12 protein-coding genes and 1 pseudogene are annotated in these 13895 nt (G+C 64.5%); 8 read left to right on the top strand and 5 right to left on the bottom strand.

The window, feature by feature from the left end; genetic code table 11:
• The 5 genes from Q0L57_RS26640 to Q0L57_RS26620 form a co-directional block, all read left to right on the top strand.
• Nucleotides 1–735 (top strand): iron ABC transporter permease (locus Q0L57_RS26640; protein WP_296746063.1); only part of this gene is annotated, 735 nt, incomplete at its 5' end.
• Nucleotides 736–865: 130 nt separating this feature from the next.
• On the top strand, nucleotides 866–1345 hold the full coding sequence (locus tag Q0L57_RS26635; protein WP_296746062.1) for a MarR family transcriptional regulator: 480 nt from the start codon (nucleotides 866–868) through the stop codon (nucleotides 1343–1345).
• Nucleotides 1342–2535: an HlyD family secretion protein gene (locus Q0L57_RS26630; protein ID WP_296746061.1), complete on the top strand. Its 1194-nt coding sequence runs from the start codon at nucleotides 1342–1344 to the stop codon at nucleotides 2533–2535. Before Q0L57_RS26635 ends, Q0L57_RS26630 begins: the two co-directional genes overlap by 4 nt.
• Nucleotides 2536–2843: 308 nt before the next feature.
• The gene (locus Q0L57_RS26625) at nucleotides 2844–4376 is read left to right on the top strand and encodes a DHA2 family efflux MFS transporter permease subunit (RefSeq protein WP_296746060.1); all 1533 of its coding nucleotides are present in this window, start codon (nucleotides 2844–2846) and stop codon (nucleotides 4374–4376) included.
• 145 nt (nucleotides 4377–4521) lie between these two features.
• Nucleotides 4522–4962, top strand: a complete 441-nt coding sequence (locus Q0L57_RS26620; RefSeq protein ID WP_296746059.1) for a hypothetical protein — start codon at nucleotides 4522–4524, stop codon at nucleotides 4960–4962.
• Nucleotides 4963–5033: 71 nt separating this feature from the next.
• On the opposite strand, the gene Q0L57_RS26615 is transcribed toward Q0L57_RS26620, so the two are convergent.
• Nucleotides 5034–5546 carry a CAP domain-containing protein gene (locus Q0L57_RS26615; protein ID WP_296746058.1) on the bottom strand — a complete coding sequence of 171 codons (513 nt, stop codon included), beginning with the start codon at nucleotides 5544–5546 and terminating at the stop codon, nucleotides 5034–5036.
• 168 nt (nucleotides 5547–5714) lie between these two features.
• On the opposite strand from Q0L57_RS26615, the gene Q0L57_RS26610 reads away from it, so the two are divergent.
• Nucleotides 5715–6539 carry a DUF2189 domain-containing protein gene (locus tag Q0L57_RS26610; protein WP_296746057.1) on the top strand — a complete coding sequence of 275 codons (825 nt, stop codon included), beginning with the start codon at nucleotides 5715–5717 and terminating at the stop codon, nucleotides 6537–6539.
• 43 nt (nucleotides 6540–6582) lie between these two features.
• On the opposite strand, the gene Q0L57_RS26605 is transcribed toward Q0L57_RS26610, so the two are convergent.
• The 3 genes from Q0L57_RS26605 to Q0L57_RS26595 all read right to left on the bottom strand — a co-directional run bounded on the left by Q0L57_RS26605 (nucleotide 6583) and on the right by Q0L57_RS26595 (nucleotide 11589).
• The gene (locus Q0L57_RS26605; protein ID WP_296746056.1) at nucleotides 6583–7215 is read right to left on the bottom strand and encodes a LysE family translocator; all 633 of its coding nucleotides are present in this window, start codon (nucleotides 7213–7215) and stop codon (nucleotides 6583–6585) included.
• Nucleotides 7216–7549: 334 nt separating this feature from the next.
• Nucleotides 7550–9496: a pilus assembly protein gene (locus Q0L57_RS26600; protein WP_296746055.1), complete on the bottom strand. Its 1947-nt coding sequence runs from the start codon at nucleotides 9494–9496 to the stop codon at nucleotides 7550–7552.
• Between the two features lie 194 nt (nucleotides 9497–9690).
• Nucleotides 9691–11589: a pilus assembly protein gene (locus Q0L57_RS26595; RefSeq protein WP_296746053.1), complete on the bottom strand. Its 1899-nt coding sequence runs from the start codon at nucleotides 11587–11589 to the stop codon at nucleotides 9691–9693.
• A gap of 298 nt (nucleotides 11590–11887) precedes the next feature.
• Here Q0L57_RS26595 and Q0L57_RS26590 point away from each other — a divergent pair, with 298 nt between their 5' ends.
• Together Q0L57_RS26590 and Q0L57_RS26585 are read left to right on the top strand one after the other, a co-directional pair.
• Nucleotides 11888–12748, top strand: coding sequence for a TIGR01459 family HAD-type hydrolase (locus Q0L57_RS26590; protein WP_296746064.1), 861 nt, complete (start codon nucleotides 11888–11890; stop codon nucleotides 12746–12748).
• A gap of 26 nt (nucleotides 12749–12774) precedes the next feature.
• Nucleotides 12775–13758 (top strand): bifunctional riboflavin kinase/FAD synthetase, encoded by a 984-nt coding sequence (locus tag Q0L57_RS26585; RefSeq protein ID WP_296746052.1) that lies wholly within the window; start codon nucleotides 12775–12777, stop codon nucleotides 13756–13758.
• A gap of 4 nt (nucleotides 13759–13762) precedes the next feature.
• On the opposite strand, the pseudogene Q0L57_RS26580 reads toward Q0L57_RS26585, so the two are convergent.
• Nucleotides 13763–13895 (bottom strand): annotated as a pseudogene (locus Q0L57_RS26580) (HdeD family acid-resistance protein); the annotation flags it as partial.

The following is a 13895-nucleotide window of genomic DNA, read 5'->3' as shown; positions in this document are numbered from 1 at the left end:
GCCGATCCGTTCCTGTTCGGCCTCTCGTCGGGCGCGGCGGCCGGCGCGGTCTCCGTCATCACTGTCTTCGGCGATACCTTCGGCATCTGGACCTTGCCGGTCGCCGCCTTCACCGGCGGCATGCTGGCCGCGGCGATCGTGCTGCTGCTGGTTTCGCGGGTAAGGGGGCAGGGGCCTGAAAGGCTGATCCTCTCCGGCCTGGCCGTCTCCTTCCTGTTCACCGCGCTGACCAACTACCTGGTCTTCGCCGGCGACCAGCGCGCCGCCCACTCGGTGCTGTTCTGGACCATGGGCGGGTTAGGCCTCGCCCGTTGGGACAATATCGGTCTGGCGGCGCTGGGCGCCGCGATCATCCTCTTCTACGGCCTGTGGAACCATCGCCGCTTCGATGCTTTCCTTGCCGGCGAAAGCGCCGCCGAAAGCCTCGGTGTGCCGGTGGCGCGCATGCGTCGGACAACCTTCTTCATCGCCGCCTTGGCCACCGCGATCCTGGTGGCGGTGGCCGGCGTCATCGGCTTCGTCGGCCTGATGATCCCGCATCTCAGCCGCCCGCTTGCCGGTCCCTTGCATTGGCGCCTGATCCTGGCCTGCGCGCTGTTCGGCGCGATCCTCCTCCTGGCCAGCGATCTGCTGGCCCGCACGCTGCTGCCGCCGCAGGAACTGCCGATCGGCATCATCACCAGTTCGCTCGGCGCCTTCTTCGTCGTCACGCTTCTGATGCGCAACAAGCTTTGAGCTCGCGATCACGAGGTTCCTTCACCGGGCATTGACCATGCGAACATTTCAAGGCTGCCATGCCGATTTGCCGGCTTCAGGAGCAACATGTCCGCTTGAATAGTAAGCACGCTTATTATATATATCGCTCATGGTTTCAGATGGCATCGACAGATTGGGATTTTTGATCCACGACGTGCAGCGTCTCATGCGCAAGCGTTTCGAGGCGCGCGCCAGCGGTCTCGGCTTGTCTTCCGCGCAATGGCGCCTGATGGTGCGCGTGGCGAAGGAAGAGGGCATCACGCAGGCGCGCCTTGCCGAACTCCTCGAAATCGAGCCGATCAGCGTTTCACGCCTGGTCGACCGGATGGAGGAGGGCGGCTGGATCGAGCGTCGCCAGGACGCCGCCGACCGGCGCGTGCGCATGATCTTCCCGACCGGGAAGGCGAGCGCCGCCTATGCCGACGTCAAGAGCCTCGCCGGCGAAGTCTATGAGGAATCGCTGACAGGCGTGCCGCTGCAGGAACGGCGCATACTCATCCGGGTGCTGGACACGATCGTGCAGAATCTGACGGACGGCGAAGCCTCGTCGCTCGAAAAGATAAAGAACAAGGAAGGGGCGGCGGCATGAACGCGGCAGCCAAGATAGACGAGAACGTCACGAAGCTCGCGTCGGCGCAGCCGATCGCTGAAGCTCCGGCGCAGCCGGCGGTCGCTCCGGTCGCGGTGGCCCCAGAGCCGTTGCCGGCGCCGGCCGCTCCGAAGAAGCGGCGCTCCGGCCGTTTCCTCCTGATGGTCGCCCTGCCGCTGGCTCTCGCCGTGGGCGGCGCCTATGTCTGGGTGACCGGCGGGCGCTACCAGGAAACCGAGAACGCCAACCTGCAGCAGGCCAAGGTTTCGATTGCCTCCGACACGTCGGGCCGCATCGTGAAGGTCGGCATCGCCGACAACCAGGCGGTCAAGCAGGGCGACCTGCTCTTCGTCATCGACCCCGAGCCCTATCGCATCGCGCTCGCCCAGGCTGATGCGGCGGTGGCCGCCGCGCGCCTCAATGTCGAGCAGCTGCGCGCCGCCTACAGCCAGTCGATGGCGCAGGAAAAGTCGGCCAGCAGCGAGGTCGACTTCGCGCAGTCGCAGTATGACCGCGCCGCCGATCTCGCGCAGAAGGGCATCAACGCCAAGTCGTCGCTCGACCAGGCCCGCAACGACCTCGACAAGGCCAAGCAGCAGCTGGCCGTCGCCGGGCAGGGCATCGTCAGCGCCAAGGCGGCGCTCGGCGGTAATCCCGACATCCAGACCGACCAGCATCCCTCGGTGATGTCGGCGCTGGCCGCGCGCGACAAGGCCGCCTACGACCTGGCGCGGACCACCGTCACGGCGCCGGCCGACGGCGTGGTCTACCAGGCCGCGTCCTTCAAGCCCGGCCAGTATGTCACCGTCGGCACGCCGCTGTTCGCGCTGGTCGAGACCGGCGACATCTGGATCGACGCCAATTTCAAGGAAACGCAGCTTACCCACATGAAGCCGGGCCAGAAGGCCGAGATCGTGGTCGACACCTATCCGGGCCGGACCTTCGAGGCGACCGTCAAGGCGATCGGCGCCGGCACGGGCGCGGAGTTCTCGCTGCTTCCCGCCCAGAACGCCACCGGCAACTGGGTCAAGGTCACGCAGCGCATCCCCGTGCGCCTGGAACTGACCGATCCCGACGCCAGGATGGCGCTGCGCACCGGCATGAGCGCTTCGGTCACGGTCGATACCGGCGTGGCGCGCGGGCTGCCGTCGATCTTCGGCCACGCCAACGCGGGCGAGGGCGCGCAGTAGAAGGAAGCGGAAGCCCGCGTGGGACCTGGCGGGCGGAAGCGGCAGGGTTTGGTCTGAGGGGAGGAGTAGGAAGGATCGCGGTTTTCGCACCGGGCCGCATGCCGGCCTGATCGAAACCAGAGCCTTTCGACACAGGCCCTTCGGTCCTCAGGGTTCCGGGCGGCAGGCATCCGCTCCAGTCGAGACTTCAGTCGATGTAACCCCCACATCGACACTCGCGTCCCACCGCGACGAGGTCTCTCAACGGAAGCTTCGCCGCCCGGAAACCCCATGTACACGTTTTTGTTACCTGCTGGAAGTTCAGCATCATGAGCACATCCGAACCCTTCAAGGAAGTGCCGCATCGCGGCCTGATCACGGTTGCGCTCATGCTGGCGACGATCATGCAGGCGCTTGATACCACCATCGCCAACGTCGCGCTGCCGACCATGACCGGCGACCTCGGCGCCTCGCCCGACAACATCAACTGGGTGCTGACCTCCTACATCGTCGCGGCGGCCATCATGACGCCGGTCACCGGCTGGCTCGCCGACCGCATCGGCCGCAAGGAACTGTTCCTGGTCGCCGTCGTCGGCTTCACCATCTTCTCGATGCTCTGCGGCCTGGCCTGGAGCCTGGAGACGATGGTTCTGTTCCGCCTGCTGCAGGGCGTGTTCGGCGCGGCCATCGTGCCGCTGTCGCAGACCTTCCTGCTCGACATCAATCCCAAGGAACGCCATGGCCAGGCAATGGCCATCTGGGGCGCCGGCATCATGCTGGGGCCGATCCTGGGCCCGACGCTCGGCGGCTGGCTCACCGAGAACTTCAACTGGCGCTGGGTGTTCTTCATCAACCTGCCGGTCGGCATCCTCGCCCTCCTCGGCATGGCGGCTTACCTGCCTGTCGTCGCCAAGCGCGTGCGCGGCTTCGACTTCTTCGGCTTCGCCATGCTCTCGCTGGGCGTCGGCGCGCTGCAGCTCCTGCTCGACCGTGGTGGCGAGGTCGACTGGTTCAACTCGGCCGAGATCTGGATCGAGCTCGCTTTGTCGATCACCGGCTTCTGGGTGTTCATCATCCACACCGTGACGGCCGAGCATCCCTTCATCGATCCGAAGATATTCCTCGACCGCAATTTCGTGACCGGGCTGGGCTTCATCTTCGTCATGGGCGTGCTGATCCTGGCATCGATGTCGCTTCTGCCGCCGATGCTCGCCAACATCTTCGGCTACCCGACGGTTACCATCGGCGTCGTTCTGGGACCGCGCGGCATCGGCACGATGATCTCGATGCTGGTCGTCGGCCGCATCATGCACAGGATCGATGCGCGCATCCTGGTCGCTTTCGGCTTCCTGCTCACGGCGCAATCGCTCTACACGATGGCGAGTTTCACGCCGCAGATGGACAATTGGCTGATCCTGTCGTCGGGCGTCATCCAGGGTCTCGGCATGGGCATGGTGTTCGTGCCGCTGTCGACGGTCGCCTTCGCCACGCTCGACGCGCGCTACCGCACCGACGCCACCGCGCTGTTCAGCCTGATCCGAAATCTCGGCTCCTCGATCGGCGTGTCGGTCGTGGCGGCGCTCATGGTGCGCAACACGCAGATCAACCATGTCGAGCTGTCCGCCTTCATCAACCCGTACAATCCCAACCTCTGGGCCGCCTCGCGGGCGGCGGCGAGCGGCGATCCGATCGCGCTGTCGCAGGTCGATCTGGCCGTCAACGTCCAGGCGATGATGATCTCCTACATCAACGACTTCAAAATCTTGATGGTGATGACGCTGGCCGCCATTCCCTTCGTCATCCTGCTGCGCAAGCCGAAGACGGCGCCGGCAGGCGGCGCGCCGGCAGCCCATATGGATTGAGCCGCACGGACCGACGCCGCCGTCTTTGCGCCCTGCAATCACGCCGTGTTGCGGGAACCAATGTCGGGCGAGACTGTTCACCTCTTCGAGGCCACGCTAACGTGGTTGGCCGACTCGAGAAGCGGCGAAGTTGAGGAGCTGCATCATGAAGATTTCGTCCGGATTTCGTTCCGTTGCTTTTGCCGCCGTCGCCGCCGCTGGCGTAAGCCTTGCGGGCGCCGCGCATGCCGACAGCGGCACGGTCCGCTTCTCCGTCTACAAGGCGGCCTTCTTCATCGGCGGTTCCGGCGGCGAGGGCACGCTCACCTTCCATGGCCGCCGCTATCCCATCTCGATCGGTGGCATCTCGGGCGGCCTCGCCTTCGGCGCCTCCAAGACCTATTTCCAGGGTACCGTTCGCCACATTCGGCGGCCCAGCGATGTGACCGGCGTATATGGTGCCGCCGGCGGCGGCGGCGCCATCGGCAAAGGCGCCCAGGTGATCGTGATGACCAACGACAAGGGCGCCCAGCTCGAGCTCACCGGCAGACAGGTCGGCCTGCAGGTCAACGCCGACCTCAGCGGCTTGAGCATCTCGGTGAAATAAGGGCCTTCACGGCCATTCCTTGACGATCCAGGTCATCGGTCGAGCCGCCCGCATGTGGCGGCTCTTTAGCCTCAACGGCCGAGCACCAGCGCCCAATAGCGCAGGGCTGGGTCGCGGCCGTCGCACATATAGGCCAATCCGAAACGGCTGAAGTCCGGATCGAGCATGTTGCGGCGGTGGCCGTCCGAATGCATCCAGATGTCGAAAAGCTTCTGCTGGTCGAAGCGGCCGGCGGCGATGTTCTCGGCCGCGGCGCCGTGCACTCCATTATCCTTCATGCGCGAGGCAAAATCCTTGCCCCAGCCGGTGGTGTGACTCATGTGCTCACGCGAGGCCATGTAGCCGGCCTGCTGCAGCGCGGCCTGCTCGAGCTGCGTGTCAGGAACCAGCGCTGGCAGCCCGGCCGCGGCGCGTAAGCCGGCGAGCGTTGCCGTGGCTGAGGAGGAGACGCCCGCGCCTTCACCCGTCGGCACCGAGACGGTGCTGCAGGCGGCGATGCCGGCAAGCGCCGCAAGGCCGCCGGCCTTGAGCAGCGTGCGGCGGTTGGGATTGGACGGGCGGATTGGGGCGATGGAGATGCTCATCCGGCCTCTGATACCCGCGATCATGGCTTTTGCCGGGCGTCGGATGAAAATCCCGTGAAGCGGCGACTTTTGCCGGAAGATTGGCTATGATGTCGGCGTTGTTGAAGTGGCAGCCACGGGCGGCCACCCCAGGCGGTGACCGCCCCCGGATAAAAACGGAGGACGGTAATGGCCGGTTTTCATGTTATGGCGGACGCCCAGGGGATGCATGTGCAGCCCACGGTGCGCCACATCACCACGTCGGATCTCTGGGATGCCTTGAAGCTCGGCGCCGAGGATTTCTGGGCCAAGCCTTCGCATTATGTGTTCCTGTGCTTGATCTACCCGATCGTCGGCCTGATCCTGACGCAGTGGACGTCCGGCTCCAACGCCATCCAGCTCGTCTATCCGCTTATGTCGGGTTTCGCGCTGGTCGGCCCCTTCGCCGCGATTGGCCTTTATGAGATCAGCCGCCGGCGTGAGCTCGGCATGAACACCAACTGGCGGCATGCGTTCGATGTTCGCCGTTCGCCGGCGCTACCCTCCATCGCTGTCATCGGCATCCTCCTGTTCGTGCTCTTCCTGCTGTGGCTGTTCACGGCGCAGTCGATCTACACCAGCCTGTTCGGCGCCGATCCGCCGGCATCGGTCGGCAGCTTCCTGCGTGACGTGTTCACCACCAGCAAGGGCTGGACGCTGATCCTGGCCGGCAATGCCGCCGGCTTTGTCTTCGCGGTCGTCGTGCTGGCGACCACGGTCGTCGCCTTCCCGCTGCTGCTCGACCGCGATGTCGGGGCCGTTGCGGCCATCGAGACCTCGGCGCGCGCCGTGGCGGCCAACCCGTTGACCATGGCGCTCTGGGGACTGACGGTCGCGGTGCTGCTGGTGATCGGCTCGATCCCGCTGTTTGCCGGCCTCGCAGTCGTCATGCCGGTCCTCGGCCACGCGACCTGGCATCTCTACCGCAAGCTGATCGAGCCGGAGCAGATCCGGCCCGTCCGCCGGCCGATGTAAATTGCATCGGGTGCGTTGAGGCTCGGGCCGGCCTGGCCTGAGCCTATCTTTGCGCCTCTGTCGCCATCCGCAACGCCAGCGCGGTCAGCACGGTGCCCATCATCCAGCGCTGGACGACCAGCCAGAACGGCCGTCCGGCGAGGAAGGTGGCGATGGAGCCTGCGGTCACTGCGATGATGGCGTTGACGGTGAGGCTGATCGATATCTGCGTGAAGCCGAGCACCAGGAGCTGCGACAGCACATGGCTCTTGGCCGGGTTGATGAACTGCGGCAGGAGCGAAAGGTAGAGCACCGCCACCTTCGGATTGAGAAGGTTCGTCATCAGGCCCATGACGAATAGTTTGCGCGGGCGGTCCCTCGGCATCTCGCGCACCTGGAAGGGCGAGCGCCCGCCGGGCCTCAACGCCTGCCATGCAAGCCACAGCAGGTAGAGCGCGCCGGCAAAGCGCAGTGCGTCATAGGCGAAGGGCACGGCAAGCAGCAGCGCCGTGATGCCGAAAGCGGCCGACAGCACGTAGAACAGGAAGCCCAGCGCCACGCCGCCCAGCGAAATCAGCCCGGCGCGCGGCCCTTGCGACAGCGAGCGCGAGATCAGGTAGATCATGTTCGGCCCCGGCGTCAGCACCATGCCGAGACAGATCAGCGCGAAGGTGAGGTGGTTGGCGGCGTCGGGCATCGATGGCTCCAGTGGTGGCGGAACATTCACCGCATGTGCTGCCGTCCGCAAGAGGTTGCATAAGGGAATGCTTGCGCCAGCGACGACAGCGGGCGAGATCGACGAAGCTGCCAATCTCCCCCCTTGAGGGGGAGATGCCTGGCAAGGCAGAGGGGGGGTGCTGTCCCGCCTGCGTTTCAGCTGATTGCACCCACAGGCGGCCGAGCTTTGGAGGAGAAATAAGACAGAGATTGGCGTTCTGTCGCACCCCCCTCTGTCCTGCCGGACATCTCCCCCTCAAGGGGGGAGATCGGCAGTTTCAGCGCCGGCGCTGTCCCTTCCAACGCGGGAATCGTCACCCAACGACGCGCAGGTTCGACAACTCATTCGCGATCTCCTTGAAATTGTCGGAGAGCGTCGCGCCGGTGGCGTTCCAGAACAGCTTGGCCGGCTTGCTCGGGTCGTTCGGGTCCTTGCGGAAGCGCGATTCCGACGAGCAGGCCCTCAAGGCGTCCATCGCTTTCTTGTCGCCGGCGTCGGTCGAGGACAGGTCGAGGGCCACCGTCATGACCATGATGTTGGCAGCCTTGGCGTTGTCGCAAAGTTTCGCCATGTGCTCGTTCATCGCGGCCGTGTAGTTGCTCGACGAGTAGTTGAACTGGCCGATCGCGCTCGATGTGCCGCTGAACAGGCGCGTCGTCGAGCCGCCATTGTAGCTGACGCCGGTATACCCGTAGGCGGCGTAGGTCGACTTGTTGCCGGCCGGGTCGGAGCTGAGCGTCGAGTAGGTGTTCTCGCCGTCCGTGAGCACGATGACGACCTTGTCGTTGCCGCGCTCGCTTTCCGGCCGCCCGCCGCTGAACGGCTCGCCGCTCGAGACGGTGCGCCAGCCCCACGCCAAGCCTTCGGGGACGTTGGTGTTGCCGTTGGGCGCCATCAGGTCGATCGCCGCCTTGAGGCTCGCCAGTCCGTTCGCCGAGGTCACGTCGGTGAGCGGCGTGATCGGCGTGGTGGTGCAGCTGTAGTTCGGGCCGGCGCCCGCGGCCAGCACGGGGGCATTCATTGGCCTCGCCATGAAATACTTGGCCATGTTGGATTGCCGCGTCTTGCCCGTGCTGCTCGACGGATCGTCGTTCCACCAGCTATTGGCGGCGCCGTAGGTTTTCGGCGCGGCCTCGTTGGGATCCTGCGTGACATACCAATGGTTGCCGGGCTCGTCCGGCGCGAACATCGGCACGAACAGCGAGGCGGGATCGCCGGCGGAAGCCGGCGTGTCGTCGATGTTATAAGGATATGGCCGCACCTCGACGCAACCCTGCCAGCTGGCGAACGGGCCGTAGGTGTCGTTGTAGTCGTATTCGTCGTGGCTCTTCGCGCAGGTGTTGTTGGACCGGTACTGGTCGCACACGACACGCTTGCTGCCGACGATGCGCTCGTGGCTGGTCACCACTTTCATGTCGCGATAGAGCCCGAAGCGGGTCAGCATCTGGCCTTCCTCGAGGCCCCAGCCGGTGCCCTTCTTGTACCAGGTGCCGTTGATCTTCCGGGCATATTTGTCGGCCGCGTTGAGCGTCGACCAGTCGAAATTCTCGTGGTGGACCGGCGAAAGGCCGTAGGTGTCCATCCACGGCGCATTGTCGTTCTGCGGCCCGACATTGACGGAGGCGGCGAAGGGCACGAGGCTGAACTGCACAGGCTTGTCGACCTGCTGGATCATCGACGCCTGCTGGGCAAGCGTGTCGACAAGCTGCTTGGCGGCCTGCTTGAGCAGGTCGATGCGCTTTTGCCCGGTGCCGGACCCCTTGTTGCTCATCGAGCCGGAATTATCGAGCACCATCGCCACTTCGAGCGTGTTCTTCAGCCGCACCTGCGAGCTGACCATGAGCTTGATCGGCTTATTCGCGTCGCTGTCGGATGCGCCGGCGAGCAGCGCGGCGGCCGGATGAAAATAGGGGTGATAATTGAGCGTCGCGCTCATCTTGAGCACGCCACCGCCGGACGTGTTGGTGGGCAGCGTGACGCTCACGCCGACATCGGCGGGATCGATATTGTTCAGGCTGGCGTTGAAGAACTCGACTGCGTAAGCCTTGAGCTGGGCGTCTGTGGCGCCTTCGGTCAATCGGCGCGCTGTGGCGAGATTGGCGGAGTCGAGCGCGCTGAGTATCATCTGCTTCTGCCGGTTGAGCTCGATGAAGTCGACGCCTAAGGCGAGGCCGCCCATCAGCGGCACCATGGCGAATGCCGTTATCAGGGCATAATTGCCACGCCGGTCGAGCAAAAATCGACGGCAGAATTCGCGCATCTTTCAGGGACCCCCGTCCACGGACTTCTCATCGCCGCCATGGTTTCATGAAACGCTGAAGGCCGCGTTTGCGAAACCTCTCTATTGCGGCCTCACGGCTTCACCGGGCGCTAACCAGCCGGCGGCCTCGTCGGACCTGTCCGTGAAAGGGCCCCTGCCGGTGGCGAAGCGCTTTCGGGTCGTGTCCTAACCGGTTAGCCGACGATGCGCAGGTTCGACAATTCGTTGCCGATCGCCTGGAAGTCGTCCGACAATGTGGCGCCGGTCGAATTCCAGAACAGCTTCGCTGGCTTGGTCGGATCTTTCGGATCCTTGCGGAAGCGCGAGTCGGACGCGCAGGCGCTGAGCGCGGTGATCGCCTTCTTTTCGGCGGTCTTGCTTTCGCTGAGATCGAGCGAGACCGTCATGACGATGATGTTGTTGGCTTTGGCATTGGTGCACAACGCCTGCATTTGCTCATCCAATGCGGCGGTGTAGTTGGAGTCGGTGTAGGTGGTTTTGCCCACGGCCGAACTGGTGTTCATGAACAACCGGGTCACGCTGCCCGACCCTGGGTATGTCAGGCCTGTATATCCGTATGCGGCGTAGGTCGATCTGTTCTTGGCATAGCTGCCGTCGTTGACGGAGCTGTACGTGTTGGCGCCGTCCGTCAGAACGATGACGATCTTGTCGTTGCCCTTTTCGCCGTTGTTCCTGCCGTCGGCGAAGGGTTCGTTGCTGGACAATGTCCGCCAGCCCCAGGCCATTCCTTCCGGCACGTTGGTATTGCCGGTGGGCACCATGGCGTTGATGGCATTGATGATGGTTTGCTTGCCGGCCGTGGTCGTCAGGTCCTGCAGGGGTGTGATCGGACTGGTCGTGCAGCCTGCGTTGGGCCCATCTTCGGATGGCACGGTCGATGCGGTGTAGGGCTTCGTGACAAAGTACTTCCGCATATCGGACTGGCGCTTGGCCACTGTCAGGCTATCGCTTGAATCTATCCACCAGTTGTTGCCGTAGCCCCACGAAGTCGTACTCGTGCGTGTTCCGTCGGTCCAGAGATTGCCCGCTTCGTCGGGAGCGAACATGGGCACGAAGAGAGTGGCGGGATTGCTCGAGGTCGGCGTCGTGTCGTCGATATTGTAGGGGTAGGGCCTGGCCTCGACGCAGCCGCCCCAGGCCTCATACTGGGCGTTCGTGCTCGTATAGGTCTGGCACGAGCCGTTGCTGTTCTGCTTCGAGCACGTGCGCGTTGTCGCCATGATGTCTTCGTAGAGGCTGAAGCGCGTCGCCGCTGTGTTTTGGCCCGAGCCCCAGCCGCTGCCACGCTTGTAGTAAGCGCTGCCAACCTTCTCGATGTATTTGTTCGGATCAGAGCCGGATGCGTTCTTGTACATCTGCGACCAGTCGAAATCCTCGTGATGGATCGGCGAAATGCCGTCCTGATCCATCCAGGCCTTGTCCTTGTTGGACGGGCCGACATTGACCGAGGCGGAGAACGGGACCAGCGAGAACTGCACTGGCCTGTCGACCTGCCTCATCTGTCCGGCCTGCAGGGCCAGCATGTTCACAAGCTCGGTCGCTGCCTTCTTCAGGAGCGCTATACGCTGTTGCCCGGTGCCCGAGCCGTTGAGGCTCATCGAACCGGAATTGTCGAGCACCAGCGCTACTTCGAGCGTGTTCTTCAGCCGGACTTCGGATGTCGCGACTATGTCGACGTCGGTCGAGCCGGCGGACTTGCCGAGCAGCAGTGCCGCAGCTGGTACGAAATAGGGCTGGTAGTTCAGCTTGGCCTGCAGCTTCAGCGTGCCGCCACCAAAATTATTGTTGGGTAGGGTTACCGTCAGCGCCGTGTTGGACGGCAGGACGTGCCTGAGATTGGCCTCGAAAAAAGCCTTGGCGAAGGCCTTTGCTTCAACGTCGGTGGCGCCGGCGACGAGCTGTTGTGCCGTCGCGATGCCAGCTGCGTCCAGCGCGTTCAGCGTTTCGTGCTTCTGCCGCACCAACTCGGCGTAGTCGACCGCAAGCGCCACGGCGCCCATCAGCGGCACCAAGGTTATGGCAGTGACCAAGGCATAATTGCCCCCTCTGTCGCGAAGAAATTTGCGGATCATTGTTCTTAGCCCCCGCCAAGATCCAGGTAATTTGTACGACTATGGTCCTAATAGGCCTACAACCATGGTCACAAATTCTTAAATTTCGGCTTGCTCGAAAGGTTAAGATATCGCTGCCTTTTTGACGGTGTATCAACCATGTGCATTCCCAATGCCGTCGAACGCTGCGCTCAAGCCTCCGGTGGCGAAAGCTGGTGACAGGATGAGGCGGTTCGGTTATGCGGAACCGGCCGGGCCGGCCTCCCGATTGAAGGATGGCGGCTTCGGCTATGCCTGGGAACAGCATCGGGAAAACGGCATGGCGGACACGCCCGACATCATCGCTTCACTGGCCGAGCTGAAGGGCCGTTACGCGGCCATCCTGTGCGACGTATGGGGCGTCGTGCACAATGGCGAATGGCACTTTCCCGCTGCCGCCGAGGCGCTGGCAGAGGCGCGCGCGGCCAATGTTCCGGTCGTGCTGATCACCAACTCGCCGCGCCGCAGCGCCGACGTGGCAGCGCAGATGAAGGTCATCGGCGTTCCGCCCGGTGCCTATGACCGCATTGTCACCTCCGGTGACGTGACCCGCGACCTGATCGCCGAGGGGTCGAGAAAAATCTTCCACATCGGCCCGGACCGCGACTTCACCCTTTATGACGGCCTCGACGTTGAACTGGTCGAGGAATTCGAGGCCTCGGCCGTCGTTTGCACCGGGCTCTTCGACGACGAAGTCGAAAAGCCCGCCGACTATGCCGAATTGCTGCAGCGGCTGCGCGCCCGCAACCTGCCGTTCATCTGCGCCAACCCCGACATCCTGGTCGAGCGCGGCGAGCGCACCATCTGGTGCGCCGGCGCGCTTGCCCGCGACTACGCGCAGCTTGGCGGCCGCACGCTGATTGCCGGCAAGCCCTTCGCGCCGATCTACGACCTTGCCATGAAAGAATTGGCCGGCCTGCTTGGCCACGATGTCGCGCGCTCTGCCGTGCTCGCCATCGGCGACGGCATGATGACCGACGTCAAGGGCGCCTCCGACAATGGCTTCGACGTGCTCTACGTCTCGGGCGGTATCCATGCCCGCGACTATGGCGACCCGCTGCGGCCCGACCGCGAGCGGCTGGCGGGCTTCCTTCAGAAGCACGGCTATCGCCCGGTCGCCGTCATTCCGCGTCTGCAATAGGCCGGTAGCGTGACGGGCACCTCGACATGACGCAAGCTTTCGAACGCATCCCGGCGGTCGCGCCGCTGCCCGCCCACCTGCGCGGCGGGGTCGTGGCGATCGGCAATTTCGATGGTGTCCACCGCGGCCACCAGTCGGTGCTGGAGCGCGCGCTGGCCGAGGCCCGCCGACGCGGCGTGCCGGCGCTGGTGCTCACCTTCGAGCCGCATCCGCGCAAGGTGTTCAGGCCGGAAATGCCGCTCTTCGTGCTGACGCCGCCGCCGATGAAGGCGCGGCTGCTGACGCAACTGGGCTTCGCCGCCCTGGTGGAGCAGCAGTTCACGCGCGATTTCGCTTCGCTCTCCGCCGACGCATTCGTCACCGGCGTGCTGGAAAGCAACCTCGGCATCAGCCATGCCGTCACCGGCTTCGATTTCCATTTCGGCAAGGATCGCCAGGGCGGCCCAGCCTTCCTGATGGCGGCGGGCGAGCGCCATGGCTTCGGCGTCACGCTGGTCGACGCCTTCCGCGACGAGGGCGCCGAGGTGGTCTCGTCGAGCCGCATCCGGGGGTTGCTCTGCGACGGCAGGGTCGAGGAGGCCGCCGGCCTGCTCGGCTACCGCTACACCGTCGAGAGCGAGGTGATCGGCGGCCAGCGCCTCGGCCGCACGCTTGGCTTCCCGACCGCCAACATGAGGCTTTCCCCCGAAGTTACTCTCAGGGAAGGGATTTACGCTGTCCGCTTCCGCCGCGCCGACGGCACGCTCCATGACGGCGTCGCCAGCTTCGGCCGCCGTCCGACCGTCGATGACAACGGCGCACCGCTGCTGGAGACCTTTGTGTTCGATTTCTCCGGCGACCTCTATGGCGAGACCTGCCAGGTGTCGTTCTTCGGCTTCCTGCGCCCTGAGCTGAAGTTCGATGGCCTCGATCCGCTGGTGGCGCAGATGAAGAACGACGAGGCCGAGGCGAGGGCGTTGCTTGCAGGCGTCCGGCCCCTGTCGGAACTGGACGCCGCGATCAGCTTCTAGGGGTCTAGCGCTTCAGCGCCAGCCCGATGGCGATGAAGCTCCAGCCCTGGAAGACCAGGTCGATGGCCAGGAACATGCCGAGGATCCACAGGCTGTTGACCGGCCAGCCCATGGCGATGATCAGGCCGAGCAGGATG

Origin of the sequence: Mesorhizobium sp., assembly GCF_024509055.1 — a bacterium.
GTDB lineage: Bacteria > Pseudomonadota > Alphaproteobacteria > Rhizobiales > Rhizobiaceae > Mesorhizobium.
The sequence above is the reverse complement of the archived record's forward strand: the minus strand, read 5'-3'. Positions and strand labels throughout refer to the sequence as shown.

Excerpts from the sequence above, each read along its gene's own strand:
- Q0L57_RS26635 (WP_296746062.1), top strand. The coding sequence starts at position 866 with ATGGTTTCAGATGGCATCGACAGATTGGGATTTTTGATCCACGACGTG.
- Q0L57_RS26630 (WP_296746061.1), top strand. The coding sequence starts at position 1,342 with ATGAACGCGGCAGCCAAGATAGACGAGAACGTCACGAAGCTCGCGTCG.
- Q0L57_RS26625 (WP_296746060.1), top strand. The coding sequence starts at position 2,844 with ATGAGCACATCCGAACCCTTCAAGGAAGTGCCGCATCGCGGCCTGATC.
- Q0L57_RS26620 (WP_296746059.1), top strand. The coding sequence starts at position 4,522 with ATGAAGATTTCGTCCGGATTTCGTTCCGTTGCTTTTGCCGCCGTCGCC.
- Q0L57_RS26615 (WP_296746058.1), bottom strand. The coding sequence starts at position 5,546 with ATGAGCATCTCCATCGCCCCAATCCGCCCGTCCAATCCCAACCGCCGC.
- Q0L57_RS26610 (WP_296746057.1), top strand. The coding sequence starts at position 5,715 with ATGGCCGGTTTTCATGTTATGGCGGACGCCCAGGGGATGCATGTGCAG.
- Q0L57_RS26605 (WP_296746056.1), bottom strand. The coding sequence starts at position 7,215 with ATGCCCGACGCCGCCAACCACCTCACCTTCGCGCTGATCTGTCTCGGC.
- Q0L57_RS26600 (WP_296746055.1), bottom strand. The coding sequence starts at position 9,496 with ATGCGCGAATTCTGCCGTCGATTTTTGCTCGACCGGCGTGGCAATTAT.
- Q0L57_RS26595 (WP_296746053.1), bottom strand. The coding sequence starts at position 11,589 with ATGATCCGCAAATTTCTTCGCGACAGAGGGGGCAATTATGCCTTGGTC.
- Q0L57_RS26590 (WP_296746064.1), top strand. The coding sequence starts at position 11,888 with ATGGCGGACACGCCCGACATCATCGCTTCACTGGCCGAGCTGAAGGGC.
- Q0L57_RS26585 (WP_296746052.1), top strand. The coding sequence starts at position 12,775 with ATGACGCAAGCTTTCGAACGCATCCCGGCGGTCGCGCCGCTGCCCGCC.